Below are 23,887 nucleotides of genomic sequence, written 5' to 3'. Positions count from 1 at the left end.
AAATAATAAACGAGTATATGAAAGATACTTTTGATGAACGTGTTGAATCATACCCTATTGATACTATTTGAGTAAAATCATACTATAGTGATTCGTCTATTTGATGTCATCTATACCAAAAAATGAAAAGTGCTCCTGTTAATTGATCCATTATGAAAGAATCCTTGAATGACAAGGATTTTTTTTATGGAGTGAGCTAATTTTAGTGAACACTAAGAAAAAGACAAGTGAACAATTAAAATATATAAGTCTTCATAAAATAAATGTTCTTATTTTTAATTAAATATACTGGAGAATGAACTTCATGTTATATAATACATGGATTGATGAATCACTATTCTTTTCATAACTAATTAGGAGGTGTAATTATGAATACCAATAAAAAACAAGTGGAACAACTTGAAAAACTAGTGGCAAATATACAATTAGATAGACTGATCATGTACAAGCAGGGAGGGCAAGATTATTCTGATGACTCTTTTTCAGTTGTAGAATTGTTAGTGGTTTTATATGGTAAACAGATGAAAATCGATCCAAAACGTCCTGAATGGGAAGAAAGAGATCGACTCGTTTTAGCCAAAAGTCAGGCATCATTAGGTCTGTATAGTGTTCTCGCAAATGTTGGATATTTTGATAAAGAATGGTTGTTCACAATGGCTCAAAGCTTTGAGCTGTGTCAACGTTTAAAGATTCCAGGAATAGATGTTAAATTGGATTCTTTGAAAAATGGTCCTGCTGTAGCAACAGGAATGGCGCTAGGTTTAAAGTTAGCAGGTAAAGAAAATAAGACCTATTTGATTATGGGAAACAAAGAATTAATGGATGAACAAAGTTGGGAAGTTTTTTGGACGATCGCACAATTTAAGTTGAACCATTGCCGAGTTATTATTGCTAACGAAGAAAAGCGTGAAGCTGTCTCGTTAAAAGAAAATATAAGTTCTCTCAATTTAAAAAGAGAAATGGAAAGGATTGGTTTTTACACCTTGATGGTAGATGGAACGAATGTTCAAGCCATTGATGAATCGCTTGAAGAATTTAAAAAGGTAAAAAAACAAGCAGTCTGTTTGATTTTAGTAAGAACCAAAGAACAAAATTCCTTATCCTATGCGCAACTGTTTGACAAGCATCTAGTGAATCCTACTCCCAATGAAAGCGAACAAGTGATTGAAAAAGCCATACTAAATTTACAAAAAAGACTTGAAAGGATGAGTTAAATGATTCATTTAAGTAAGTCGTTATCTGTTGGAGAAGAACTAAGCACTTATATAATAGATGTATTTGATGAATTAATGTATCAAAATAAAAAAATTGTTGTTGTAAAAAATGACTCCAAATCGCCAAAAAAATGGGAGAATCTAAGGAAAGAAAATCTAGAGCAATTGTTTCATCTAGAAGTTAGTGAAGAAAATCTGATTGGGATTGCTGCTGGATTAAACTTGGTTGAATATACTCCGTTTGTTCATATTTCTCATCCTATTGATATTCGGAAGATGTTTGATCAACTATTTATTTCTGATTGGTACGTTGAGAAAACACTTAACATTCTTGGTCTTCATTCTCGTTCGATTGCTAAGCAAGATGAAAAAAATTATACCGCAGAAGAAGATATTGCTCTAATGGCAATGATCCCACATTCCATTGTTTGTGAGGCAGCTGATCACATACAAATGGCGTGGATTATGAAAGAATTTAGCCAATATCCTGGCGTTCATTATGTACGTGGGAATAATAAAAGAGGGGCCAATGTATATGCCAAAGGTTCTATTTTTCAGTTAGGGAAAGGAAATATTTTATGTAACGGTACAGATATTTTAATGATTGTCGCTGGACAGTTCGTCTTCGAAGCCCTCAGTGTAGCTAATCATTTAAAAGCTTATAAGATTAGTTGTGAAGTGATTGACATGTTTACGATTAAACCCATTGATCACCAGCTGATCCTTGATGAAAGTAGTGGAAAAAAGCAAGTCATTACTATGGAAAATTATGTGGTCATCGGCGGTTTAAGTAGCGCTGTCGAGTGTGTTCTTGCGGAATACCAAATTTCTGTTTCATTAAAAAAAATAGCAGTAGTGAAACTTCTGGAACAAATGTCACCTTCTCAGCAAGAAGCTGGTTTAGCTATTCAATCAATTGCTCAAATAATTTTAGAAAGTTATAGGAAATGATAAGAAATAAAAAGAGAAGAAATATCAGGAAATAGTCGAGTAAAAATGAAGATTAATGGAACCTAAGTAATGGATCAACAATAATAATCCTGAAAATGCGAAATCATAGAAAATGTTTTCGTATGGTTGTATTAACTTTTTGAAACAATTTTGGATTTCATGTATTTAACTTTGAAAATCAATCTATTCTTTGGAGTTCATTCCATTTCAAAAAATGGATAAAGTAACTGCGATAAAAATACAAAGAACTTGAATAAACTTTTTTATTGTTATTCAGGTTCTTTGTTCTTTTTTATCAACATAATCGATTATGTTGGTAAAGATTAATGGTCCATTATTTTGACGTATTTTTCAAATTCTTCTCTTTGGCTATCGGTTATAGCGCAATCAGTAATCAAATAATCAATTTCATTGAGGGAATAAAAACCATAAAAATCTTTTTTATCAAGTTTATGATGATCGGCTACGAGGTATTTTATTTCGGCACTGTTTAAAGCGTAACGTTGCGTTAATCCTTCGTCTTCATTAGAGGTAAAAGCAGTGGTTGTGTCTAGTCCATTCACACCAATAAAGCTTTTTTTTACATAAATATTTGAAATAAAATCGTTGGCAATCGTACCCACAAATGCTCCTGTCTTATTACGGTAAGCACCGCCGATCAAAATAATTTCAAATCGAGCATCATTCTTAAATTTATTAAAAACATGAATCGAATTTGTAATAATTTTTGCTTGTTCAATCGTCAAAAAATCATAAGCTAGTTCAATTGTAGTTCCTGGTCCTAAGAAAACGGTATCCCCTTCTTCGATGCTAGTCGCAATTATTTTTGCAATTTTGATTTTTTCCGATAAATGAATATTCTTTTTTTCTCTATGGCTTAGTTCTACTAAAGGAATAGTAGTATCAACAAGTTTTGCCCCACCATGAATACGTATGATCAAACCTTTATTTTCCAATTCTTGTAAATCTCTACGGATGGTCATGTCAGCAACTTTTAACTCTTGTATAATTTCGGTTACCTTTACAATTCCGTTTTTTTTCAATTGATCTAACAAGTATTTTTGTCTTTCTTCTTTTAACATTTAGCAAACTCCCCGATATTTTTCCTTTTTAATTTTGACAATGTTTGAAATAAACATAAAACATTAATGATTTGTTGTCAAATAGATATTGTATTGTTAGTGAAAAATAGAGAATAAAATGGATTGACACATAAAAAAATTTCAGCTATGGTTTGTTCGTAAAGGACAAAAACAAACATAAATAAACATTTTTGTTCTTGAATAAGATTGGAGGAGAAGTAATGGATAAAGAAGCAGTAGCGATGATTGGATTTGAAGTAGTAGCATTTGCAGGTGAGGCGAGATCTAAATTGATTGAAGCAATGTCCAAAGCAGAAAAAGGTGAATTTGATCAAGCCAATCAATTAGTCGAGGAGGCAAACGAAAGTTTAAAAGAAGCGCATCATTCTCAAACAAAAATGCTTGCTGCTGAAGCAAGGGGGGAAACGATCGAACTGGGTTTTATCATGGTCCATGCACAAGATCATTTAATGACAACCTTATTATTAAAAGATGTGATTCGGCACCTATTTAATATCTACAAAAAAGCATAGAGGAGCTTTGATATGAATACGATGATCAAGCGTATAGAAAAAATGAAACCATTTTTCGAAAAAATTTCTAATAATTCTTATCTAAGAGCGATTAGAGATGGATTTATAAGCCTTATTCCAGTGATACTTTTTTCAAGTTTTTTCTTACTCGTTGCCTATGTTCCTAATGCCTTTGGTTTTCATTGGGGAGAAGAAATAGAAACAATTTTAATGAAAGCGTATAACGGTTCCATGGGAATCTTAGGGGTTTTGATGGCTGCTACGGTAACTAAGAGTCTAACGGAGAATTTTAATTCCAAATTACCTAAAATGACTCAAATCAATAATACTTCTACCATGATTGCAGCATTTATTGGCTTTGTCATTGTAGGTGTGGATCCGTTAGAAGGAGGCTTTTCTTCTGACTACATGGGAACGAAAGGACTGATGACAGCGTTTATTGTCGGTTTCGTGGTTCCTAATATCTATCGTTTTTGTGTGAAAAAGAATCTTACAGTGAAAATGCCGGAAGAAGTGCCTGGAAACATCTCCCAAACATTTAAAGACTTAATTCCGATTACATTGTCTACGATCTTTTTCTGGGGCTTTGATCTAGGGTTTCGGCATGTTAGTGGTAGTGGTTTTTCAGAAATGTTGATTGAGTTATTCCAACCGATTTTTTCAGCAGCTGATGGCTATCTAGGACTTGCAATTATTTTTGGTGCCATGGCATTTTTCTGGTTTGTAGGTATCCATGGTCCTTCAATTGTTGAACCTGCTGTTGCAGCTATTTACATATCAAATGTGGAAATGAATTTCCAATTGTATCAAAACGGGGAGCACGCTCCCAGAATCTTGTCTCAAGGGCTACAATATTTTGTTGCAACCTTAGGTGGTACAGGAGCCACCCTTGTCATTACACTGATGTTTGCCTTTTTAGCAAAATCCAAACAATTAAAAACCATGGGGCGTGCTTCGGCTATTCCAGTTTTATTTGGAGTTAATGAGCCAATGCTGTTTGGTGCGCCGATCGTATTAAATCCAATCTTTTTTATACCTTTTATTTTAGCGCCGATTGCCAATGTATGGATCTTTAAATTTTTTGTTGAAGTACTGGCGATGGATGGATTTATCTATAATTTACCATGGACAACACCAGGGCCAGTTGGTTTGATTTTGGGGACAGGCTTTGCTGGACTAGCCATTGTTTTAATGGCTGCTTTATTAATCGTAGACTTTGCGATCTATTTTCCATTTTTCAAGGCTTATGATAATGAATTATTAATTAAGGAAAAAAATGTAAGCAGTGAAGAACAAGCAGAAAATAAAATCAAAAAAACGGAAATCAATCGATTAGAAATACCGAGACGAAAAAATACTCAGACTAATGTTCTCGTACTTTGTGCAAATGGTGCGACAAGTTCAATGCTAGCAAATGCAATTAAAAAAGGAGCGCAAGAATTAGAGATGGATATTGATGCGGTTGCAATGGCTTACGGTCAGCACAAGGAACAGATCGGTGAGTTTGACTTAATTATCTTAGCACCACAAATGGCTTTAATGCTGGAAGAATTAAGAGAAAGTGCTAAAGATCATAAGACGCAAACGACTTCTACGACAGGAATCGAGTACATAAAACTTGCAAAAGCACCGATAGAAGCAATTCATTTTGTTTTTGAAAATCTAGCATAGATGGAGGAAGGTATGGATACATTTCCAGAACAGTTTATTTTTGGAGCAGCAACGGCTGCTTACCAAGCAGAAGGAGCAGTGACCATCGGCAAACGTGGAAAGAATTGTTGGGACGATTATCTTCAGAAATCGGGAGAATTTGATCCGAGACAAGCCAGCGACTTTTATAACCGCTATGAAGAAGATTTGCGGTTGAGTCATGAATTTGGGATTAATGGGTTGCGCCTATCTATTGCTTGGTCAAGAATTTTTCCTAATGGCAAAGGAGAGGTCGATCCAGCAGGTGTCGAATTTTATCATCAATTGATTGACTCTTGTAACAAAATGGGTGTTACACCTTTTGTGACTTTGCATCATTTCGATACGCCAGAAAAACAATTTAAAGAAGGCGATTGGCTTTCTTTAAAAATGGTGGATGCTTATGTTGACTTTGCCACTTTTTGTTTTCAAGAATACGGCGATAAAGTAAGTTATTGGATAACAATCAATGAACCGTGGTCAGTTGTGGCAGGACAATATATTATTGGGCACTTTCCACCAAATAATCACTATCAGATAGGAAAAGCAATTCAATCCATGCATAACATGATGGTGGCCCATGCTCGTGTAGTCAATACATATAAAGAATCAAATCAAAAAGGTGAAATTGGTATTGTCCATATTTTAGAATCGAAATATAGTATTTCAGAAAAAGAAGAAGACAGAAAAGCTGCGCAAAAAGAGCATATTTTGGCCAATCAATTTCTCTTAGATGCCACATTTAATGGTGAATATTCACCAGAAACGATCCATGCGATCAATGAAATTTTATCAGTCAATGATTCCCAATTTATGACATTGGAAGAAGATTTCTTACATTTAAAAGAAGCAGCTGAAAATATTGACTTTTTAGGTTTGAATTACTATGGTAGTCACTTTTTAAAGCACTATACAGGAACATCTAAGATCCATCATAATGGCAGTGGAAAAAAGGGGAGCAGTATTTTTGCATTAAAAGGTGTAGGAGAACGGGTAACAAATTCTGCCATTCCAACAACTGATTGGGACTGGCCAATCTATCCTCAAGGTTTAGAAGATATGCTTCTATTTATAAAAAAACGCTATCCAAATTATAAAAAAATATATATAACAGAAAATGGATTAGGAAGCAAAGATCAATTTAAAGATGGTCAGATTATCGATGACGAGCGAATCGATTATGCACGACTACATCTAGCGGCCATTTTGCGAGCAAGAAAGCAAGGGATAAAAGTTGAAGGGTATTTCATGTGGTCTTTGATGGATATGTTCTCTTGGACTAACGGATATAACAAGCGCTATGGTCTGTTTTATGTCGATTTTGAAACGCAACAAAGATTTCCAAAGAAGAGTGCCTATTGGTATAAAAAAATCAGCGAAACAAAAAAATTAGATCAAGCATGATAAGAAAATGGCAAATAAAAAGGAGGAAGAGGGCTATGCGTGTAGTGATAGGTGCAGATAATGAAGGAATGGAACTAAAAGAATGGCTAAAAGGGAAACTGCTCCAAAAAGGATTTACTGTGGAAGACAAGAGTATCCAACCTTCCGAAAACTTTATTGCCTCTACATTAGCGATTACAAAAGATTTGAAGAAACATCCAGAAAGTCTTGGCATCGCAATCGATAAGTATGGCGCAGGCAGTTTCATTGTCGCTACGAAGGTGAAAGGAATGATTGCAGCTACGGTCTCTGATGAAAGAAGTGCATATATGACTAGAGAACACAACAATTCCCAAATGATTACTCTAGGATCTGCAATTGTTGGGAAAGAATTAGCGCTAAATATCACGATTGCTTTTTTGGGTGCTACATATAGCGGTGGACGGCATCAAATAAGAGTGGATATGTTAAATAAAATGGGCTAAGAGGAGACTATTATGAGAATAGCAATTGGTTGTGATCACATCGTTACTGACACAAAAATAGCTGTGACGGATTTTTTAAAAGCAAAGGGATATGAAGTGCTGGATGTGGGAACTTATGATTTTACACGTACGCATTACCCTATTTATGGAAAAAAAGTTGGAGAAGCAATCATGCAAAATCAAGCGGATCTTGGAGTATGTTTATGTGGTACAGGAGTAGGAATTACCAATGCAGTGAATAAAGTACCAGGTATTAGAGGCGTATTAGTGCGAGATATGACAAGTGCTATTTATGCACGTGAACAACTAGACGCCAATGTGATTGGTTTTGGCGCTAAAATTACAGGAGAGTTTTTGATCTGTGATGTACTTGAGGCATTTATTCAAGCAGAATATAAAGAAACTAAAAGAAACTAAAAGAAACAAACAATTAATTGAAAAAATCAACCAATGTGAAAATAAGCAGACTCAGCAAATGAACTCGGATTTTTTTGAAGAATTTCTTGTGAAATGGAAAATGGGCAAATACAAAGATTAGAAGGAGTGTGGCATGCGTTCAATGAGTAATAAAAAAGATCATCTGAAAAAATTATGGAATGAAGATAAAATATTTGCTGCTTTAGCGATTGATCAGCGAGGGGCTTTACAAAAAATGCTTACGAAATTTAAAGGAGAAGAAGCCAACAAAAAAGAACTTGAGGAATTTAAATGGATTGTTTCTTCTCAACTAACGCAAGATGCTTCAGCTATTTTGTTAGACCCAGAATACAGACTACCTGCAGCAAGTGCCAAAAATAAAAATACTGGGTTACTATTTGCTTATGAAAAAACGGGGTACGATCAAACTGTAGCAGGCAGGTTACCTGACCTTTTACCGAGATGTTCCGTTAAGAATTTAAAAGAAGCAGGAGCGAATGCTTGTAAATTTTTACTTTATTACGATATTGACGAAAGGGAAGAAATCAATGGACAAAAACATGCATTTATTGAACGGATCGGTTCAGAGTGTCTAGCAGAAGGACTACCCTTCTTTTTAGAATTGATCTCCTATGATCATACACTGATTGAGAGTGATGCAAAAGATTATGCAACAAAAAAACCTCGCAAAGTCATAAAAATGATGGGAAAGTTTTCTGAGAATCGTTTTAACGTGGATGTATTAAAAGTAGAAGTCCCAGTAAATATGAATTATGTTGAAGGATATGGAGAAGAATATTTTGTTCATACCAAAGAAGAAGCATCAAAATTCTTCCTAGAACAAGCAAAAGCGACCCATTTGCCTTATATCTTTTTAAGTGCAGGCGTAGAGGCAAATTTATTTTATGATACTTTACGTTTTGCAAAAGCAGCTGGATCAACATTTAATGGGGTTCTTTGTGGACGAGCGACTTGGAGCCAAGGTGTGGAGATATTTGTGAAAAAAGGAAAGGCAGCTACGATTGCTTGGATGAATAATGAAGGAAGAAAGAAGATTCAACAATTAAATAAAGTGCTAAAAGAGACAGCTTCTCCTGTAAAGATATAAATCAATTCTAGAGTGAATGATTTCACTCTAGTTTTTTTTAGACAGGTACATTTCATGAATGCTAGACGTGCTTTTTTAGGATACTCAGACTGTTTTTAAATAATACTGGTAAATTTCTACAGAAAAACAACTTTAGCGAAATATGCTCAAATAATTGGGTTAACCGCACTCTCGCAAGAAACAGTTCAGTCTCTTCGATCTGGTCTGGTGAGAAGATTGCCACAGAAACAAACTACTGAAGACTGGTTATTCGATTTGAAAGTTTTGAAATAGAATTAGAAGCACATGCTATTCTTTAATGATCAGTCCTAATAAAGATGAAAACTGTAAGGCTTGATAGGTAGAAACTTGGCAACCTTTCACTTCCTCAATGGATATGGATAAAGTTTCAAATTTAGACGTGCTTAAATCCACACCTTTTAAAGACGTTTGATGAAAAGTCGCTTCATTCAATTCACATTGATCAAATGAAACGCCTTTGAATTTACAATGATAAAAATCTGCATTTTCTAACAAGCAATGAACAAACTGCACATTTTCTAGTTTAGCATCGCCTAAAGAAGCTAAATTCAAGAGTGAATCTTTAAATGAGACGTTTTTGATAGTTGCTTCTGGAAATGCCGTTCCGAGAAGTTTGCAATTGATAAATTCTGTGCGATGAATAGCTGCTTTTGTCATATCTACATTTGCTAAGTCACAGTTTTTAAACCTGACATCTACCATTTCAATCTGGCTAAAATCGCTATTTGTAAAATGACAATGGTCAAATTCCGTATTATAAAAACGCGGACGATCGAGAAAAGAATCAGTGTATTCATCTCCTGATATTTGACACATCTCTAAAATCGGGTCTTCTTCATGAAAAATAGTTGAAAAATCTTTATTCATTAACTTTGGCGAAATTTTAGGAGGAATAATCTTCATTTATTGGCCTACTTTCTTTTGTATCAGATTCATTCGAAATAAAACGTTGAGTGAAGGAGTTATTTTCTAATTATAACACGAAAGGAAATCTCTCTCTTTGCTAAAAAATGCAAAATATTGCAAAATAACTTATCATATAGTAAAATAACTGAAAAGGAGGGGCTTGAATGTTAATGGAAGTTCGTTTAAAAAAAATAAAACAAATCATAAATGAACAACAACATGCGACAATGGATGAACTCGCAGAACAATTAAATGTATCTAAAGATACCATTCGACGTGATTTAATCAAATTAGAAGAACAGCATATCATTCGTAGAACCCATGGTGGCGCTGTTTTAGTTGAAAAAGAGGCATCTATCTTTGATTATGACCAACGTTCAACAAAATTGCATCAAGTCAAAACACAGTTAGGTAAAATTGCTGAATCAAAAATTAAAACGAATTCTTCTGTCATTTTTGATTCTTCAACCACGGTGGAAAAGGTCATACAATATTTATTTAATAAAAGAATAACAGCTATTACAAATTCCTTGATCCATGCGACGTTACTAGCAAAAATGAAAGAGGTAACAATTTCTGTGTTGCCAGGCAAATTGCACAAAACCCAACTTTTTCTTCACGGAGCTGATACGATTGAAAAACTAAAGCAATACCATGTAGACTATACACTATTGGGAGTTTTTGCATTGTCAAATGAAGGGGTGTTTATTCATACAGAAGAAGAAGGACTTGTCAAACGTCAAATGATAAAACAAGCCAACACAGTAATTGCTATAGCTGATCATACAAAAATGGGGAAAACAGGTTTTTTTAAAATTTGTGATTTAAGTGAAATTGATTTATTAATTACAGATTTAATGCCCAATCCTTCGTTGAAGCAAGCACTTATCGAAAACCACGTGGCATGTCTTATTTTAGATAAAATAAAGGAGTAAAGATGGAAAAGAAAACAATTATTTTAGATTCTCTAGTGGAACCACAACTATTTCCAGACATTTCCCCTGTTTTTTTGACAGAGGAAACAATGAAGAAACGAAAAAAAGAATTGTTACAACGAATGAAAGAAGAAAAAATAGATGTAGTGATTATTTATGCCGATCGTGAACACGGAAGTAATTTTGAATATTTTACCGGATTTATTCCACGTTTTGAAGAAGGCTTATTAATGATTGAAGACAGTGGAAAGAGTACTTTAATACTAGGTAATGAAAATTTAAAACTTCGTGAACATGCTCGCATTCAAGCAGAATTAATCCACTATCCTCCATTTTCATTACCTAATCAGCCAATGGACGATGAACAAACATTAGAGGAAATTTTTAAATCATTAAACTTGCAAGACAAGAAAAATATAGGGGCTATCGGCTGGAAAATGTTTACAACAAGAAAAGCAGAAGCTGCTAAGTTATTTGATCTACCTTATTTCATTATCGAAGCGATTAAAAAGGTAAAGAACCATGAGGCGACGCTTATCAATGCTAGTTATGTGTTGATTGGAGAAAATGGCATACGAAGAATAAACAATGCAAATGAAATTGCTCATTATGAATACGGGGCAAACTTAGCTTCTTGTTGCATGTTACGAGCTTTAAATAAAATTGATGTGGGGATCAAAGAAACGGAAATAGGTGCGCAGCTAAGTGGAAATGGTCAACCCAATACGGTGGTAACGATCGCAGCTACTGGAAAACGGTTTGAATACGCCAACCTTTACCCAACCGATAAAAAAATTCAACTTGGCGATACGTTGTCTTTAACTACAGGGTTCAAAGGTGGTTTATCAAGCCGAACTGGTTTTGTCATTGCAAACGAGAAACAGCTGCCTAAGGGGCAATCTGATTATTTAGATAGCGTAGCTAAACCCTATTTTCAAACAGTTGTTTGTTGGCTAGAAACAATCAAAATAGGGATGGAAGGAAATGATATCTATCAAATGGTTAATGCCGTTTTACCAAAAAAAGACTACCATTGGCACTTAAATCCCGGACATCTAACGGCTGATGAGGAATGGATGGCTTCCCCTATTTATGAAGGGTCAACTGAAAAATTAGAAAGTGGTATGATTTTTCAACTAGATATTATTCCTTCTGTTCCAGGATATACTGGTGTGAGTGCAGAAGAGTGCATTGCTTTAGCAGATGAAAAGCTCATAGAGGTCATTCAAAAAGTCTATCCAGAATTGTGGCAACGAATAACAAATCGTAAAAATTACTTGCAAAAAGTATTAAATATTGATTTAAGTAAAGACGTCTTGCCGCTTTCTAATACCGTTGCTTATCTACGTCCCTTTTATTTAGCAAAAGACCAAGCATTAAGAGTACAAGTATAGTGCAAAATAATGAGTGGAAAAAACACTTAGAAAGAACAGCTACTTTCTGCAAAAGCGACTAAGTTTTAAACTAAATTCATGAATAAGTTGTATGACCAATTGGTTTTCTTGAAATAGAAGATAAAAGACGAAAAAATAGGATGTAAGTCCGTGTTTTTCCCGACCTATCTACGTATCTACGGCATTTAAGTAGCAAGTTCTCAACATAAGCCTTGTTTTTGAAGTGTACCTCCAGAGCTTATTTATGCAACATAAAAATAACGAAAATGTTTTTTGTTTTATTAACACTTTTTTTGATAAAAAATTATTAAAAATTTCCACGGTTGTTATGATTTAAAAATAACTGCAGTTTTTGTTTTTTGTCTTATTTATATGAGGTTTTTAAGGGTAATAAGAACAAAAATTTTATTGACTATACTAAGAAATTATGATGAAATTTTATTGTAATTATTTTTATTTAATAAAAAATTATCAGGAACAAAAAAGTGAATAATCATAAACTGCATATGAAAGTTATCATGTATGTAAGAGGTTTCATATTTGTTTCAGGCCAACTACCCGTTGACCCAACAACCGGAGAAATTTGTTCTGACGATATCAACGCACAGATGAGTCCAATCATGATCAATATTTCACAATAGCTGGGAGAACGGGAGTTAACGATGGACGATGCCGTAAAAACCACCTGCTTTTTAACAGATATGAACAATTATGAATCGTTTAATCAAGTGTACGCTCTATATTTTAGCGATCGCTTTCCAGCAAGATCGGCTTTTCAATTAGTGGCTCTACTAAAAGGGGAATTAGTGGAAATTGAATGGATATTCGCAAAAAAATAAGAAAAGAGGAATAGAATGAAAATTGTAATTATTGGGGGTGTCGCAGCTGGAATGAGCGCTGCTGCTAAGGCAAAACGAGTCAATCCAGATGCAGAGATCACAGTGATTGAGCGAGAAGATTACATTTCTTTTGGTGCTTGTGGTCTCCCATACTATTTAGGAGAAGAATTTACCGATGAGAAAGAAATGTTTGCTCGGACGCCTGATCAAATTGAACGTTTAGGAATTAAGTTAATGTTGCAACATCAAGTGGAATCGGTAGATGTTTTGAATAAGTCACTAAACGTAAAAAATTTAACAACAAATGAGTTATTCCAACAAGAATATGATCGTCTAATGATCGCCACAGGAGCCAAACCTTATATTCCAAAGATTGCTGGAATGGATTCTGATGATGTATACACAATAACGAAATTGGCAGAAGTAGAAAGGTTACAAAGTAAATTACATGAATATCAAAACTTGGTCATTATTGGTGGCGGATTCATTGGCGTTGAAGTAGCAGATCAATTAACAAAACGAGGGAAAAATATTCAAATTATTGAGATGGCTACCAAACTAATGAATCGTACCTTTGATTCAGAATTTGCTGACAAAATTGAGGAAGCCATTAAAGAAGAGCAGGTTAGTGTTGCTTTAGAGGAGTCAGTAACACAAATTGAAACCGTTAATGGACGAATCACTACTGTGCATACTACTAAAGGAAACTATAAAGCTGATGCGGTCATCATTGCTACAGGTTTTATACCTAATACAGCGTTTTTAGACGGACAATTGGATAGGCTGGGAAATGGTGCAATCAAAATTGATACATATGGAAGAACCTCGCAAAAAGATATCTTTGCCGCAGGTGATTGCGCTTCTATTCCTCATCGACTATTAGGAGATGTTTATTTGCCTTTAGCAACAACTGCGAATAAGATGGGACGAATAGTTGGTATAAATATCGGTGGGACACAAACTCAAGAATATGTCGGAACACTAGGAAGCAGTGCCATTAAGGTTGGTGGCTACGAAGCGGCAGCCACAGGAATAACAGAGAAGATTGCTGTAGAAAAAGGGCTTGATGTGAAAACAACTTGTATTGAAGTACCCAACCACTCTAATTACTATGGCATGCAAGAAAAAATAATGATCAAACTTGTTTATGACCGTAAAACAAAAGTCTTGTATGGTGCACAATTGTTTGGAAAGAATGAAACGGTACTTCGTGCGACAGGACTAGCTGTAGCAATTCATGCAAAAATGACGACACAGGAATTAGGCTTCGTTGATTTTGCTTATGCACCACCATTTTCTTCCACTTGGGAAGCACTAAATGTCGTGGCGAATACTGCCAAATAAAGGAGATGAAAGAATTGATTGATGCACCTTTTTTTACCCAGTTTTTGAAAGTGAGTAACTTTTATACAATGGGAGCCATTGCTTTGTTACTACTTTCGTTAGGACTTATGAAATATCTGAAAGACAAACGAATTAGTTTTTCAAAAAGAATGATTTATGCACTTATACTTGGTCTACTTTTAGGCATTGTCATTGATCTTGTTGGAGCGGATCACGAGATCTATACGGAATTTGCTCGAACAGAAATTAATGCATGGTATGCATTAGTTGGCTCAGGATTTCTAAAAATGATTCAGCTATTAGCTATTCCGGTTGTGTTTTTATCGATTATAAAAGTGGTGATTGATGTTAAAGGAGAACGACTGAAATATTTAACAGGGAAAACTTTTGCTACTTTGCTTGGAACGACTGCTATTTCAGCTTCATTAGGAATCTTGGTTGTGAAATTATTTCAACTCAATGGCGCTGATTTTGCAGGTGATCTTACAGCCGATAAAGCAGAGAGCATCAGTAATATTGCTTCACAAAGCTTTCCTGAATTTTTCTTGAACCTCGTTCCTAACAATATCATCAACGTTATGGGAGATAATGGGAGCATTGTCTCCGTTGTCATTATCGCTGCGATGTTTGCGGGTGCAATTCGCTTTTTACAAGTGAAAAAACCAGATCAAGTTGCGCCATTTGTGACGTTGCTTGACTCGTTAAAAGTGACAGTAATTTCAGTTCTAACTAATGTCATTAAACTCATGCCTTATGGGGTTGTCGCTTTGGTTAGTAATACAATCATTTCTAGAGGAATCCAAACCATTATGGGAATGATCGGGTTTATTGCTGCTTTATATACTGGCGTATTCTTAATGTTATTGGTTTATGTGGTTTTATTACTGTTTTTAGGGGTAAATCCAATTGTTTTTTACAAAAAAGCATTTACTACCTTGCTGTTTGCTTTTTCTTCTCGTTCAAGTGTAGGCACATTGCCTTATACACTTAAGAATTTAGAAGACGATTTAGGCGTATCACAAGAAACAGCCAATTTTGTAGCTACTTTAGGAACTTCTATTGGGATGAATGGTTGTGCAGGTGTCTTTCCGGCTATGCTAGGTATTTTAATGGGGTCGGCTGTAGGAGCAGAAATGAATTTATCCTTTTACTTCTTAGTTGTAGTTGTTGTAACCGTGGGGTCCATTGGGATTGCTGGTGTGCCAGGAACAGCTACTGTTGCTGCGACAGTCACATTAAATGGGCTTGGATTTGGGCATACGATAACAAGTATTGGGGCAATTTTTGGAATTGACCCGATTGTAGATATGGGGCGTACGATGTTGAATGTAGCTGGTTCAATGGTATCGGCGATTATGGTCGATAAGTGGGAAGGAACGTTTGATAAAGAAGCGTTTTTAGCTCCTACGACTAAAAATTCAAGCGAAGAATAATTTTAAAAAGAAAAAAAGAGAAGATGGTTCTTTCATGAGGAACGACCTTCTTTTTTCGCTATTTTGATCCATCTGCCATTTTCAGATAACGATAGACGCTTGGATCAGATATATTAAGTACCTTGGCAACTTGAGAAACAGCGCCTTTAATTTGAAAAATACCTTTTTCATTTAGTTGACGGATAATTTCCACTTTTAAATCTTTATTTAGTGTGATTTGCTGATTTAGAAGATCAGGAGAAACAACTGAATAAATAATCCCTTCAATTGTTTCTTCCAAAATTTCAACACTTTCTGGAACATGTAGCGTATCAATGGCAGGGGAACTTGGTGTTTCCGATGTTAAACCTACGAGACTTAAGATTTCTTTTGATAAGGCTTGGTATTTGCTAATGTCTTGATTAATACAGAGCAAACCAACTAGTTCATTTTGATGATTACGAATAAAGAAAGTTGCACCTTTTAATTTTTTTCCATTGCTCGTTTGGGCATCATAGTTTACTACATAATCTTGTTTAAGGTATTTTTTTGAGCGAATCATTTCTAGCGCAAATCCTGTGACTGGAGAGTCGATATCTCGCCCACTAATATGATTGTTTTCAATTGCAGCTATATGAAAATGTCCTTTTTCTAAATGATGAAGAACCACTTCATAATTTTCACCTAAGGCTTGACCTAGAAATTTTACTAGTGAAATATATAATGTTAATTGATTTTTGTCCATTCTCTCACCTTGATAATTTTTTATTAATTTATCATACCATGTTTATTCCCATCTTTCACTATAAATAGTAAATAGGGGACCCTTTCATTTAAAAAATTATTTTCGTCCTTTGTTTTACATAATAACTGAATGACATTTCTTATAAGAAATGATTGTTTGTTTTATTTGAGGAAGATGTAGTCTACGCTAGCTAAAAATGTCTATTACCATTTAAGGGCATTCTCACAGAAGTACCCATTGCTAGAGTGAGGTAACAGTTGATGGAAGTATTTTCTTGTTCAGAAAACATGAACTGATATAATAAAGAGAAAAAAGGTGTATGATTTTATGTTCAATTATTTTATTGCTTCCAAAGAAGATTTACCGCAGATTGTTGCTATTTATAACCAATCAATTTTCACTAGGCAATCAACTGCCGACTTAGTACCGATAACCGTTGAATCCAAAAAGGAATGGTTTGCAGCACATGATCCAAATAAACGACCATTATGGATCATTAAAGAAAGTGAAGCCACCATTGGATGGATTAGTTTAAGCGACTTTTACGGTAGACCAGCTTATGATCAAACAGTGGAAATCAGCATCTATGTTGATCGTGCTCATCAAAATCGTGGAATCGGGCAGTTGGCTTTGCATTTTGCTGAACAACAACTGGCTCAGCTAAAGATTGAAACAGTGCTAGCATTTATTTTTGATGTTAATCAAGCCAGTCAGCGTTTATTTAGAAAAAATGGTTATGAAAAATGGGGGCATCTTCCAAATGTTGCGAATATTGATGGTTCGTTGGTTGGACTAGATATTTTAGGAAAAAGGTATGAGTAGAATTTTGAGTAAAAAAGTAGCATCTTCAGAAAGTTTTTTGAAATTGCTACTTTTTTTGCGAATGACTACACAAAAGAGAGGAATCATGCTAGACTAGTTTTTGAAACAGGGTTTAAATCTGTATTAATAAAATTATTTTTTATAGATTTTAAAGATTAGAAAGAGAGTAAATAAAGATGAGTTCAGAAGTGAAACAAGGTTCGATATCTGTAATAGAAAGTTTGATAAATCATCAAGTGAAATATGTTTTTGGTATTCCAGGAGCAAAAATTGATGGTGTATTTAATGAATTGGAAGATCAAGGACCAGAATTAATTGTGACAAGACATGAGCAAAATGCGGCTTTCATGGCACAAGCAATTGGACGAATGACTGGAGAACCTGGTGTAGTGATTGCGACTAGTGGTCCAGGTGCAAGTAATTTGGCGACAGGCTTAGTGACAGCTACAGCTGAAGGAGATCCAGTACTTGCCATTGCTGGGCAGGTAAAACGTAGTGATTTGTTAAAACTGACGCACCAAAGTATGGATAATGCGGCATTATTTCAACCAATTACTAAATATAGTGCGGAAATTCAAGACCCAGAAACGATTTCTGAAGTCATTGCAAATGCTTATCGAATGGCGAAAAGCTCTAAGAAAGGGGCAAGCTTTATTAGTATTCCCCAAGACGTGGTAGATGCACCAGTCAAAAATGAAGTGATCAAACCTCTGAACGATCCTCAATTAGGTTCTGCATCTGCTAAAGACATTGACTATTTGGTTGAACGTGTACGTGAAGCAAAACTTCCAGTTTTATTAGTAGGAATGCGTGGTTCAAGTAAAAAAGAAACAGCAGCTATTCGTCATTTAGTAGAAAAAACTGGCTTGCCAGTGGTAGAAACCTTCCAAGCAGCAGGAGTCATTTCTAGAAAATTAGAAAAATATTTCTTTGGAAGAGTTGGCTTATTTAGAAATCAGCCTGGTGATATGCTATTGAAACGTAGCGATTTAGTTATTGCGATAGGTTATGATCCTATTGAATATGAAGCCAGAAATTGGAATGCTGAAAAAGATGCACGAGTGATCGTTATTGATGAGACGCCAGCGGAAATTGATTCGTATATGCAACCAGAAAGAGAACTGATTGGTAATATTTCTGCTACTTTAGAGTTATTAACTGACTCTTTAGAACCTCATCAAGTATCAGTTGATTCGAAGGAATACTTAGTATCTTTACAAAAGAAACTAACAGCACGGGATAGCGTATCGAGTAAAAGTAGCCAAGGAATTTTGCATCCCTTAGAAGTGATTAATACCTTACAATCAAAAGTAACAGATGAGATGACTGTAACCGTAGATGTTGGAAGCCATTATATTTGGATGGCACGTCATTTCAGAAGTTATGAAGCACGCCATTTGTTGTTTAGTAACGGAATGCAAACTTTAGGGGTGGCTTTACCTTGGGCAATTGCAGCAGCACTTGTACGTCCGCATACTCAGATTGTTTCAGTCTCAGGGGATGGTGGTTTCTTATTTTCTGCGCAAGATCTTGAAACAGCTGTGCGTAAAAAATTAAACATTGTTCATTTGATTTGGAATGACGGACGCTATAATATGGTAGAATTTCAAGAAATTATGAAGTATCAACGTGCTTCAGGTGTCGATTTTGGTCCAGTTGATTTTGTAAAATATGCGGAAGCCTTTGGTGCAAAAGGACTTCGTGTAACAGATGTATCTGAATTAGAGCAAGCTTTAGAGGAAGGATTTAAAACACAAGGACCTGTCATCATCGATATTCCCATTGATTATCGAGACAACGAAAAATTAGGAGAAACAATCTTACCTGATCAATTCTATTAAGGAGATGTTAAGATGAGTGAAAAAAAACTTTATCAACACGGCACATTAGGAGCATTAATGGCGGGCTTAATGGATGGCACCGAAACGATTGAACATATCTTAGAATACGGAACTTTAGGATTAGGAACATTGCATGGTTTAGATGGTGAAGTTATCTTTTTAGATGGCAAGGCATATCAAGGTCGTTCAGATGGTAAAGTTGTTCAATTAAGCGGAGAAGAGACCACTCCATATGCTGCAATTACAAATTTCATCCCTGAAACCACGTTTGATGTAAAAGAGACAAGCACGATCGAATGGCTGAAAAAAGAAATCTTGAAAAAAGTAGGTGGACAAAACTTATTTTTAGCTGTAAAGATTACTGGCACTTTTAAAACCATTCACATACGTGTCATGCCAAAACAAGAAAAACCATATCTAAGATTAGCGAAAATTTCCGAGTCACAACCTGAATTTCACGAGACAATGATTTGCGGAACTTTAGTTGGTTTTTATACACCTGCACTATTTCAAGGGGTGGCAGCAGCTGGGTTCCATTTACATTTTATTGATGATAAGAAGCAATTTGGTGGTCACGTCATTGATTTTGAATTAGCAAATGGTACCGTAGAATTAAGCAAAATGGAAAGTTTAAACCAGCACTTTCCAATAAATGATCCTACTTTTGTTGAAACTGAAATTGATTACGCAAACTTAGAAAAAGAAATACAACAAGCTGAATAAAATTCTTGTGTATTCTTATCTCTTTTATGATAAGTAAAAACAATTTGTTCAGTATCTTTATCACTTTGCTTTATTTTTTGACTTAGTTTTTTCTTAACCTTACAATTTTTCAAAGGATGAACTAGTCATAAAATCATTTCTAAGCTATAATTTTTTCATAAAAGGAGTGGTAAGATGTTGTGGACAGAAAAGCAAAAAAAAGATGCTTATCAGATTTTATTATTGCAACAAGAAGGATTACTAGAAGCAGAAGATCATTGGTTAGCGAATTTAGCTAATTCATCAGCTTTATTAAATGAAACATTACCAGAAACAGTTTTTGCTGGCTATTATCTTTTTAATGGAGAAGAATTGATTTTAGGCCCTTTTCAAGGTCGTGTTTCATGTACGCGAATTAAAATGGGAAAAGGTGTCTGTGGTGAATCAGCCCAAAAACAAATTACTTTGATTGTTGATGATGTAAAGAAACATGAAAATTATATTTCTTGTGATTCAGCTGCGCAATCTGAAATTGTTGTTCCTATGGTAAAAGAAAATCAATTGATTGGTGTTTTGGATATTGATTGCGGTGTAACAGGTGGATATGATGACATAGATCAAGAAAATTTAGAAAAATATGTGGAGTTATTAGTTAAAAAAATTCCTAAAAATGTTATTTCTTAATAAAAATAAAATAAAACGAGCAAATGAAATCAGAAGAAACAGTTTATTCATGTTTCTTTTGATTTTTTTTAAAATTATAATAGTTTTTAGTTTTCATAATCTTATTTTAATGTTATTATCATTTTAATAAAATGTTAAAATGATTAAAGGTGGATGAGATATGAATATTGAAGATATTGTTTTAGGAAAAAAATACGCATGTAAACCGATTGGATTAAAGCATACAGTTATAGGAGAAGTGATCAATAAATTAGAAAATTGTATTGTACTATGTGTGGAAAAATATCAAGAGTGCGATCATGAAGAAATATTAGAAAAATGTGGGAAAGTAGTAGCAAAATATTCAGAGGTTTATTGTTTGGAAGAAATAGAAGCTGTTTTTGGAACTTCTTCAAAAATTTATGAACCTGCATATGTTTCGTAAAAAAGAGAGATGAGAATCTCTTTTTTTTGTTATTCTTGAATTTTTTACTTTACAAGTATAAATGAAATGTTTATATTATTGATAAGTCAATAATTGATTAGTCAATTGAACAAGGAGGGATGAAGATGGATTTGAGAAAACTTAGTCGACTGCTTTATCAAATCAAGATTATCAGTCAAGAAGGCACTGCTTTGTTTGAAAAAGAAACAGGGTTTAGTTTAACAAGATATGAAATGCTGATGTTTTTATGGGAAAAGGGTGAATGCCTACAAAATCAAATTCAAACAGAGCTAAAAATCGATAATGCAGCTATTTCTAGACATTTAAAAATATTAGAAGAAAAAGAGTATGTTTCACGTAAAAGAAATCCAGCAAACAATCGTGAAGTATTCGTTTTGCTATCTGATAAAGCAAAGCAAGAATTGGCTCAGTGTGAAAAAAATCATCAAAAATCCGCTAGTTCTTTATGTATTTCTTTAACAGACGAAGAAATAAGTGAACTAATAAAATTATTGAACAAATTTTATTAATGATTTAATAGAGAAAGAAGAGAGTAAAAAGATGAGTAAAGAATTAGTAAACAATGATTTTTCTAGTGTGATGTTTGGAAGAAAATCTGTGCGTGTATATGACGAAACAGTCAAAATTTCTCATGAAGAAATGTTAGAAATGATCAAAGAAGCAACAACAGCACCATCTTCTGTCAATATGCAACCTTGGCGATTTGTGGTGGTAGAAAGTGAAGAAGCAAAGGCGAAATTAAAGCCATTAATACGTTTTAACACACGTCAAAATGATACTTCATCTGCAATGGTTATGATCTTTGGTGATATGAATTGTTATGAATATGGTGAAGAAATCTACGGACAAGCAGTAGCAGAAGGAAAAATGCCAGCAGAAGTTCGTGACCAACAACTTGCAGCAATCTTACCATATTATCAAAATTTTACGCGTCAACAAATGAATGATGTGGTGAAAATTGATGCTAGTTTAGCTGCCATGCAATTCATGCTAGTTGCTCGTAGCCATGGTTATGAAACAAATCCAATTGGTGGTTTTGAAGCAGATCAATTAGCGGAAAGTGTTGGTCTTGACAAAGAACGCTATGTACCTGTCATGATTTTATCTATTGGAAAAGCATTAGAAGAAGGGTACGAATCGGTGCGTTTAGCTCCAGAAAAAATCACAACTTTTAAATAAGGCGAGTGGACATAAATATGATCGTTATCAATGCAAAGTTTACAATCAAACCAGAAAAGAGAAATGAATTTCTTGAAGAAGTAAAACAACTTGTTGAAAGTACCAAAAAAGAAGAAGGCTGCTTAGGCTATCAATTATATGAATCCATTGATTTTGAAAATGAATTTATGATGATTGAAAATTGGCGTGATCTCCAAGCGATAGAAGGACACAATCAAAATCCGTTGCTACAAAAATTATTTAAAAATATGAGCCAATACGGTAATAAAAAAACAGAAATAAATATTTCAAAGACATTAGAAGAATAAAAATATACAAGAAAGTGCATGACTTGTTTCACTTATTACTGAGAAAAAAGAAAAAAGACAGAGATTGCTGAAAAGATTTTTCAGTAATCTCTGTCTTTTTTTGGTATTAATGAAAAATAGAATAGGAATGTTAAATAACAAATTATTTTTCATTGTCATAGATAACATAGTCATAGTACTCTCTTTTTTTATGTTGTTGATAAGTAATAATAAATTCCTTATACATGATATCTTTTAAGATATTTTTATATTATGGAATGTTATTATTTTGCTTAATAAAAAACATAGATGAAACTTAATGTTTGATTATAAAATAATGATAAATTATACTAGCGGTAAATGAATAAAGTTGAGGAGGATTTGGTATGTTTTTAAAGGTTGCTCGTCTTTTTACTGTTTTTTTCTTCTTGTTTCCTTTTTTTGGGAGTATACGTAATGCTTCAGCAGAAGTTGATATTGGTCCAAACTTAATCACGAATGTTTCTATTTTAAATAATCAAAATGAACCAGTAACTACAATAAAAAAAGATGAATCTTTTAAATTAGATCTGCAGTGGAGCTTAGAAAATATAGATGATTTAAAAGCCGGAGATAAAGCAACGATCACTTTGCCAATAGAAATTGAAGGAATCAACAATACGTATGAAATTTATGATGAGAACAATCAATTGGTGGCAAATGTCACTCAGGTAGGAAATACATTAACGTTTGTCTTTACAGATTTTGTTGAGCAAAATGAAAATATACATGGCGACTTTTATTTCTGGTCAAAGTTTAGTGAAAATGTCCAAGAAAATCAAACGAACAATATTCGTTTTGAAACGGCGAATGGTATTCAAACAATCCCTATATTTATTCAACCTGGCGATGACAATAATACGGGGGAAGGCGCTCTAATCACTAAACAAGGATTGTATTTAGGCACACAAAACCCAAAACGAGTAATTGATTGGCGTATTTACATCAATTCTTATGACACGAATAAAGTCACTATTACAGATGGAAAGTTAATCGATACATTAGGTGCTCATCAAACATTAATCAGTACAAGTGCAAGAGTGGTCTACGGTGAAAGTGTAAGTAATCCTTCATTTGTTGAACAAGTCCCCATTTCCTTAAATTCAGACGGTTCCTTTGAAATTCCATTAAGAGAGACAAATGAACGGATCTATATCACCTATAAAACGCAAACAGATGGTAGCTTAGAACAGTACACGAATAAAGCCACGCTACAAGGCCTCATAAATGGAGTTTCAACCACACGGACAGTAACCGGTTACACGACGAAATATGGTGGAGGTGGGAGTGGTACAGGAGACCCTACTGGATCAGGCTCCAGCAGTGAAAGTACAACAGAACCAAGTAGCGAAACTAGCAGTGAAAGTACAACAGAATCAAGTAGTGATACCAGCAGTGAAAGCACAACGGAATCAAGTAGTGATACCAGT

23 protein-coding genes and 2 pseudogenes are annotated in these 23,887 nt (G+C 34.4%); 22 read left to right on the top strand and 3 right to left on the bottom strand.

Translation table 11 applies throughout. The annotated features are described in order from the left end of the window. The first annotated feature begins 368 nt into the window (after positions 1–368). A complete protein-coding gene (locus EVI01_RS11325; protein ID WP_010752344.1) occupies positions 369–1,214 on the top strand; it encodes a thiamine pyrophosphate-binding protein in 846 nt (281 codons plus the stop codon). Beyond that, the gene (locus EVI01_RS11320; protein ID WP_010752343.1) at positions 1,215–2,165 is read left to right on the top strand and encodes a transketolase C-terminal domain-containing protein; all 951 of its coding nucleotides are present in this window, start codon (positions 1,215–1,217) and stop codon (positions 2,163–2,165) included. Between the two features lie 323 nt (positions 2,166–2,488). Here the strand turns inward: EVI01_RS11320 and EVI01_RS11315 are convergent, their stop codons facing one another. After that, positions 2,489–3,247, bottom strand: coding sequence for a DeoR/GlpR family DNA-binding transcription regulator (locus EVI01_RS11315; RefSeq protein ID WP_010752342.1), 759 nt, complete (start codon positions 3,245–3,247; stop codon positions 2,489–2,491). Between the two features lie 221 nt (positions 3,248–3,468). On the opposite strand from EVI01_RS11315, the gene EVI01_RS11310 reads away from it, so the two are divergent. The 6 genes and pseudogenes from EVI01_RS11310 (at position 3,469) to EVI01_RS11285 (ending at position 8,862) form a co-directional block, all read left to right on the top strand. Continuing rightward, on the top strand, positions 3,469–3,780 hold the full coding sequence (locus EVI01_RS11310) for a PTS sugar transporter subunit IIA (RefSeq protein ID WP_010752341.1): 312 nt from the start codon (positions 3,469–3,471) through the stop codon (positions 3,778–3,780). Between the two features lie 12 nt (positions 3,781–3,792). Next, positions 3,793–5,451: a PTS transporter subunit EIIC gene (locus EVI01_RS11305; protein ID WP_010752340.1), complete on the top strand. Its 1,659-nt coding sequence runs from the start codon at positions 3,793–3,795 to the stop codon at positions 5,449–5,451. 12 nt (positions 5,452–5,463) lie between these two features. Next, complete coding sequence (gene lacG / locus EVI01_RS11300; protein ID WP_010752339.1) at positions 5,464–6,873, top strand: 6-phospho-beta-galactosidase; 1,410 nt, start codon at positions 5,464–5,466, stop codon at positions 6,871–6,873. 35 nt (positions 6,874–6,908) lie between these two features. After that, positions 6,909–7,337: a galactose-6-phosphate isomerase subunit LacA gene (gene lacA / locus EVI01_RS11295; protein WP_010752338.1), complete on the top strand. Its 429-nt coding sequence runs from the start codon at positions 6,909–6,911 to the stop codon at positions 7,335–7,337. 12 nt (positions 7,338–7,349) lie between these two features. Beyond that, a pseudogene (lacB, locus tag EVI01_RS11290) lies at positions 7,350–7,875 on the top strand (galactose-6-phosphate isomerase subunit LacB). Positions 7,876–7,887: 12 nt separating this feature from the next. Continuing rightward, positions 7,888–8,862: a tagatose 1,6-diphosphate aldolase gene (locus tag EVI01_RS11285; RefSeq protein ID WP_010752336.1), complete on the top strand. Its 975-nt coding sequence runs from the start codon at positions 7,888–7,890 to the stop codon at positions 8,860–8,862. Positions 8,863–9,150: 288 nt separating this feature from the next. Here the strand turns inward: EVI01_RS11285 and EVI01_RS11280 are convergent, their stop codons facing one another. Then, positions 9,151–9,786, bottom strand: a complete 636-nt coding sequence (locus EVI01_RS11280; RefSeq protein WP_010752335.1) for a pentapeptide repeat-containing protein — start codon at positions 9,784–9,786, stop codon at positions 9,151–9,153. Positions 9,787–9,953: 167 nt separating this feature from the next. Here EVI01_RS11280 and EVI01_RS11275 point away from each other — a divergent pair, with 167 nt between their 5' ends. The 5 genes and pseudogenes from EVI01_RS11275 to EVI01_RS11255 all read left to right on the top strand — a co-directional run bounded on the left by EVI01_RS11275 (position 9,954) and on the right by EVI01_RS11255 (position 15,734). Beyond that, positions 9,954–10,724: a DeoR/GlpR family DNA-binding transcription regulator gene (locus EVI01_RS11275; protein ID WP_010752334.1), complete on the top strand. Its 771-nt coding sequence runs from the start codon at positions 9,954–9,956 to the stop codon at positions 10,722–10,724. A 2-nt stretch (positions 10,725–10,726) separates the two neighbouring features. After that, entirely contained in the window at positions 10,727–12,118 is a 1,392-nt protein-coding gene (locus EVI01_RS11270) for a M24 family metallopeptidase (RefSeq protein ID WP_010752333.1), read from the top strand. A 506-nt stretch (positions 12,119–12,624) separates the two neighbouring features. After that, positions 12,625–12,957 (top strand): annotated as a pseudogene (locus EVI01_RS11265) (Rid family hydrolase). Between the two features lie 15 nt (positions 12,958–12,972). Beyond that, the gene (locus EVI01_RS11260) at positions 12,973–14,301 is read left to right on the top strand and encodes a CoA-disulfide reductase (protein WP_010752330.1); all 1,329 of its coding nucleotides are present in this window, start codon (positions 12,973–12,975) and stop codon (positions 14,299–14,301) included. Between the two features lie 14 nt (positions 14,302–14,315). Continuing rightward, positions 14,316–15,734 carry a cation:dicarboxylate symporter family transporter gene (locus EVI01_RS11255; RefSeq protein WP_010752329.1) on the top strand — a complete coding sequence of 473 codons (1,419 nt, stop codon included), beginning with the start codon at positions 14,316–14,318 and terminating at the stop codon, positions 15,732–15,734. Between the two features lie 58 nt (positions 15,735–15,792). Here the strand turns inward: EVI01_RS11255 and EVI01_RS11250 are convergent, their stop codons facing one another. After that, a complete protein-coding gene (locus EVI01_RS11250; protein WP_010752328.1) occupies positions 15,793–16,458 on the bottom strand; it encodes a helix-turn-helix transcriptional regulator in 666 nt (221 codons plus the stop codon). A 327-nt stretch (positions 16,459–16,785) separates the two neighbouring features. Here EVI01_RS11250 and EVI01_RS11245 point away from each other — a divergent pair, with 327 nt between their 5' ends. The 9 genes from EVI01_RS11245 to EVI01_RS11205 all read left to right on the top strand — a co-directional run. After that, positions 16,786–17,280, top strand: coding sequence for a GNAT family N-acetyltransferase (locus EVI01_RS11245; RefSeq protein WP_010752327.1), 495 nt, complete (start codon positions 16,786–16,788; stop codon positions 17,278–17,280). 176 nt (positions 17,281–17,456) lie between these two features. Continuing rightward, entirely contained in the window at positions 17,457–19,121 is a 1,665-nt protein-coding gene (alsS, locus tag EVI01_RS11240) for an acetolactate synthase AlsS (protein ID WP_010752326.1), read from the top strand. A 12-nt stretch (positions 19,122–19,133) separates the two neighbouring features. After that, positions 19,134–19,844 carry an acetolactate decarboxylase gene (gene budA / locus EVI01_RS11235; RefSeq protein WP_010752325.1) on the top strand — a complete coding sequence of 237 codons (711 nt, stop codon included), beginning with the start codon at positions 19,134–19,136 and terminating at the stop codon, positions 19,842–19,844. A gap of 177 nt (positions 19,845–20,021) precedes the next feature. Continuing rightward, positions 20,022–20,507 carry a free L-methionine (R)-S-oxide reductase MsrC gene (msrC, locus tag EVI01_RS11230; protein WP_025480733.1) on the top strand — a complete coding sequence of 162 codons (486 nt, stop codon included), beginning with the start codon at positions 20,022–20,024 and terminating at the stop codon, positions 20,505–20,507. A gap of 160 nt (positions 20,508–20,667) precedes the next feature. Further along, complete coding sequence (locus EVI01_RS11225) at positions 20,668–20,931, top strand: hypothetical protein (RefSeq protein WP_010752323.1); 264 nt, start codon at positions 20,668–20,670, stop codon at positions 20,929–20,931. Between the two features lie 125 nt (positions 20,932–21,056). Then, positions 21,057–21,461 (top strand): MarR family winged helix-turn-helix transcriptional regulator, encoded by a 405-nt coding sequence (locus EVI01_RS11220; RefSeq protein ID WP_010752322.1) that lies wholly within the window; start codon positions 21,057–21,059, stop codon positions 21,459–21,461. A 31-nt stretch (positions 21,462–21,492) separates the two neighbouring features. Continuing rightward, positions 21,493–22,131, top strand: a complete 639-nt coding sequence (locus EVI01_RS11215; protein ID WP_010752321.1) for a nitroreductase family protein — start codon at positions 21,493–21,495, stop codon at positions 22,129–22,131. Between the two features lie 17 nt (positions 22,132–22,148). Continuing rightward, positions 22,149–22,439, top strand: a complete 291-nt coding sequence (locus tag EVI01_RS11210) for a putative quinol monooxygenase (RefSeq protein ID WP_010752320.1) — start codon at positions 22,149–22,151, stop codon at positions 22,437–22,439. A 365-nt stretch (positions 22,440–22,804) separates the two neighbouring features. Continuing rightward, positions 22,805–23,887 (top strand): Ig-like domain-containing protein (locus EVI01_RS11205; RefSeq protein ID WP_261766397.1); only part of this gene is annotated, 1,083 nt, incomplete at its 3' end.

Origin of the sequence: Enterococcus villorum, from assembly GCF_007990225.1 — a bacterium.
Lineage (GTDB): Bacteria > Bacillota > Bacilli > Lactobacillales > Enterococcaceae > Enterococcus_B > Enterococcus_B villorum.
Note: the sequence above shows the minus strand (reverse complement) of the source record. Positions and strands in the feature narration are given on the sequence as shown.

Bases quoted from the DNA above. Each gene is read 5' to 3' on its own strand.
- EVI01_RS11275 (WP_010752334.1), top strand. From the start codon at position 9,954: ATGTTAATGGAAGTTCGTTTAAAAAAAATAAAACAAATCATAAATGAA.
- lacA (WP_010752338.1), top strand. From the start codon at position 6,909: ATGCGTGTAGTGATAGGTGCAGATAATGAAGGAATGGAACTAAAAGAA.
- EVI01_RS11270 (WP_010752333.1), top strand. From the start codon at position 10,727: ATGGAAAAGAAAACAATTATTTTAGATTCTCTAGTGGAACCACAACTA.
- EVI01_RS11320 (WP_010752343.1), top strand. From the start codon at position 1,215: ATGATTCATTTAAGTAAGTCGTTATCTGTTGGAGAAGAACTAAGCACT.
- EVI01_RS11325 (WP_010752344.1), top strand. From the start codon at position 369: ATGAATACCAATAAAAAACAAGTGGAACAACTTGAAAAACTAGTGGCA.
- EVI01_RS11245 (WP_010752327.1), top strand. From the start codon at position 16,786: ATGTTCAATTATTTTATTGCTTCCAAAGAAGATTTACCGCAGATTGTT.
- alsS (WP_010752326.1), top strand. From the start codon at position 17,457: ATGAGTTCAGAAGTGAAACAAGGTTCGATATCTGTAATAGAAAGTTTG.
- EVI01_RS11310 (WP_010752341.1), top strand. From the start codon at position 3,469: ATGGATAAAGAAGCAGTAGCGATGATTGGATTTGAAGTAGTAGCATTT.
- EVI01_RS11315 (WP_010752342.1), bottom strand. From the start codon at position 3,247: ATGTTAAAAGAAGAAAGACAAAAATACTTGTTAGATCAATTGAAAAAA.
- EVI01_RS11225 (WP_010752323.1), top strand. From the start codon at position 20,668: ATGAATATTGAAGATATTGTTTTAGGAAAAAAATACGCATGTAAACCG.
- EVI01_RS11285 (WP_010752336.1), top strand. From the start codon at position 7,888: ATGCGTTCAATGAGTAATAAAAAAGATCATCTGAAAAAATTATGGAAT.
- EVI01_RS11215 (WP_010752321.1), top strand. From the start codon at position 21,493: ATGAGTAAAGAATTAGTAAACAATGATTTTTCTAGTGTGATGTTTGGA.
- EVI01_RS11210 (WP_010752320.1), top strand. From the start codon at position 22,149: ATGATCGTTATCAATGCAAAGTTTACAATCAAACCAGAAAAGAGAAAT.
- EVI01_RS11305 (WP_010752340.1), top strand. From the start codon at position 3,793: ATGAATACGATGATCAAGCGTATAGAAAAAATGAAACCATTTTTCGAA.
- EVI01_RS11280 (WP_010752335.1), bottom strand. From the start codon at position 9,786: ATGAAGATTATTCCTCCTAAAATTTCGCCAAAGTTAATGAATAAAGAT.
- EVI01_RS11220 (WP_010752322.1), top strand. From the start codon at position 21,057: ATGGATTTGAGAAAACTTAGTCGACTGCTTTATCAAATCAAGATTATC.
- EVI01_RS11250 (WP_010752328.1), bottom strand. From the start codon at position 16,458: ATGGACAAAAATCAATTAACATTATATATTTCACTAGTAAAATTTCTA.
- budA (WP_010752325.1), top strand. From the start codon at position 19,134: ATGAGTGAAAAAAAACTTTATCAACACGGCACATTAGGAGCATTAATG.
- EVI01_RS11260 (WP_010752330.1), top strand. From the start codon at position 12,973: ATGAAAATTGTAATTATTGGGGGTGTCGCAGCTGGAATGAGCGCTGCT.
- lacG (WP_010752339.1), top strand. From the start codon at position 5,464: ATGGATACATTTCCAGAACAGTTTATTTTTGGAGCAGCAACGGCTGCT.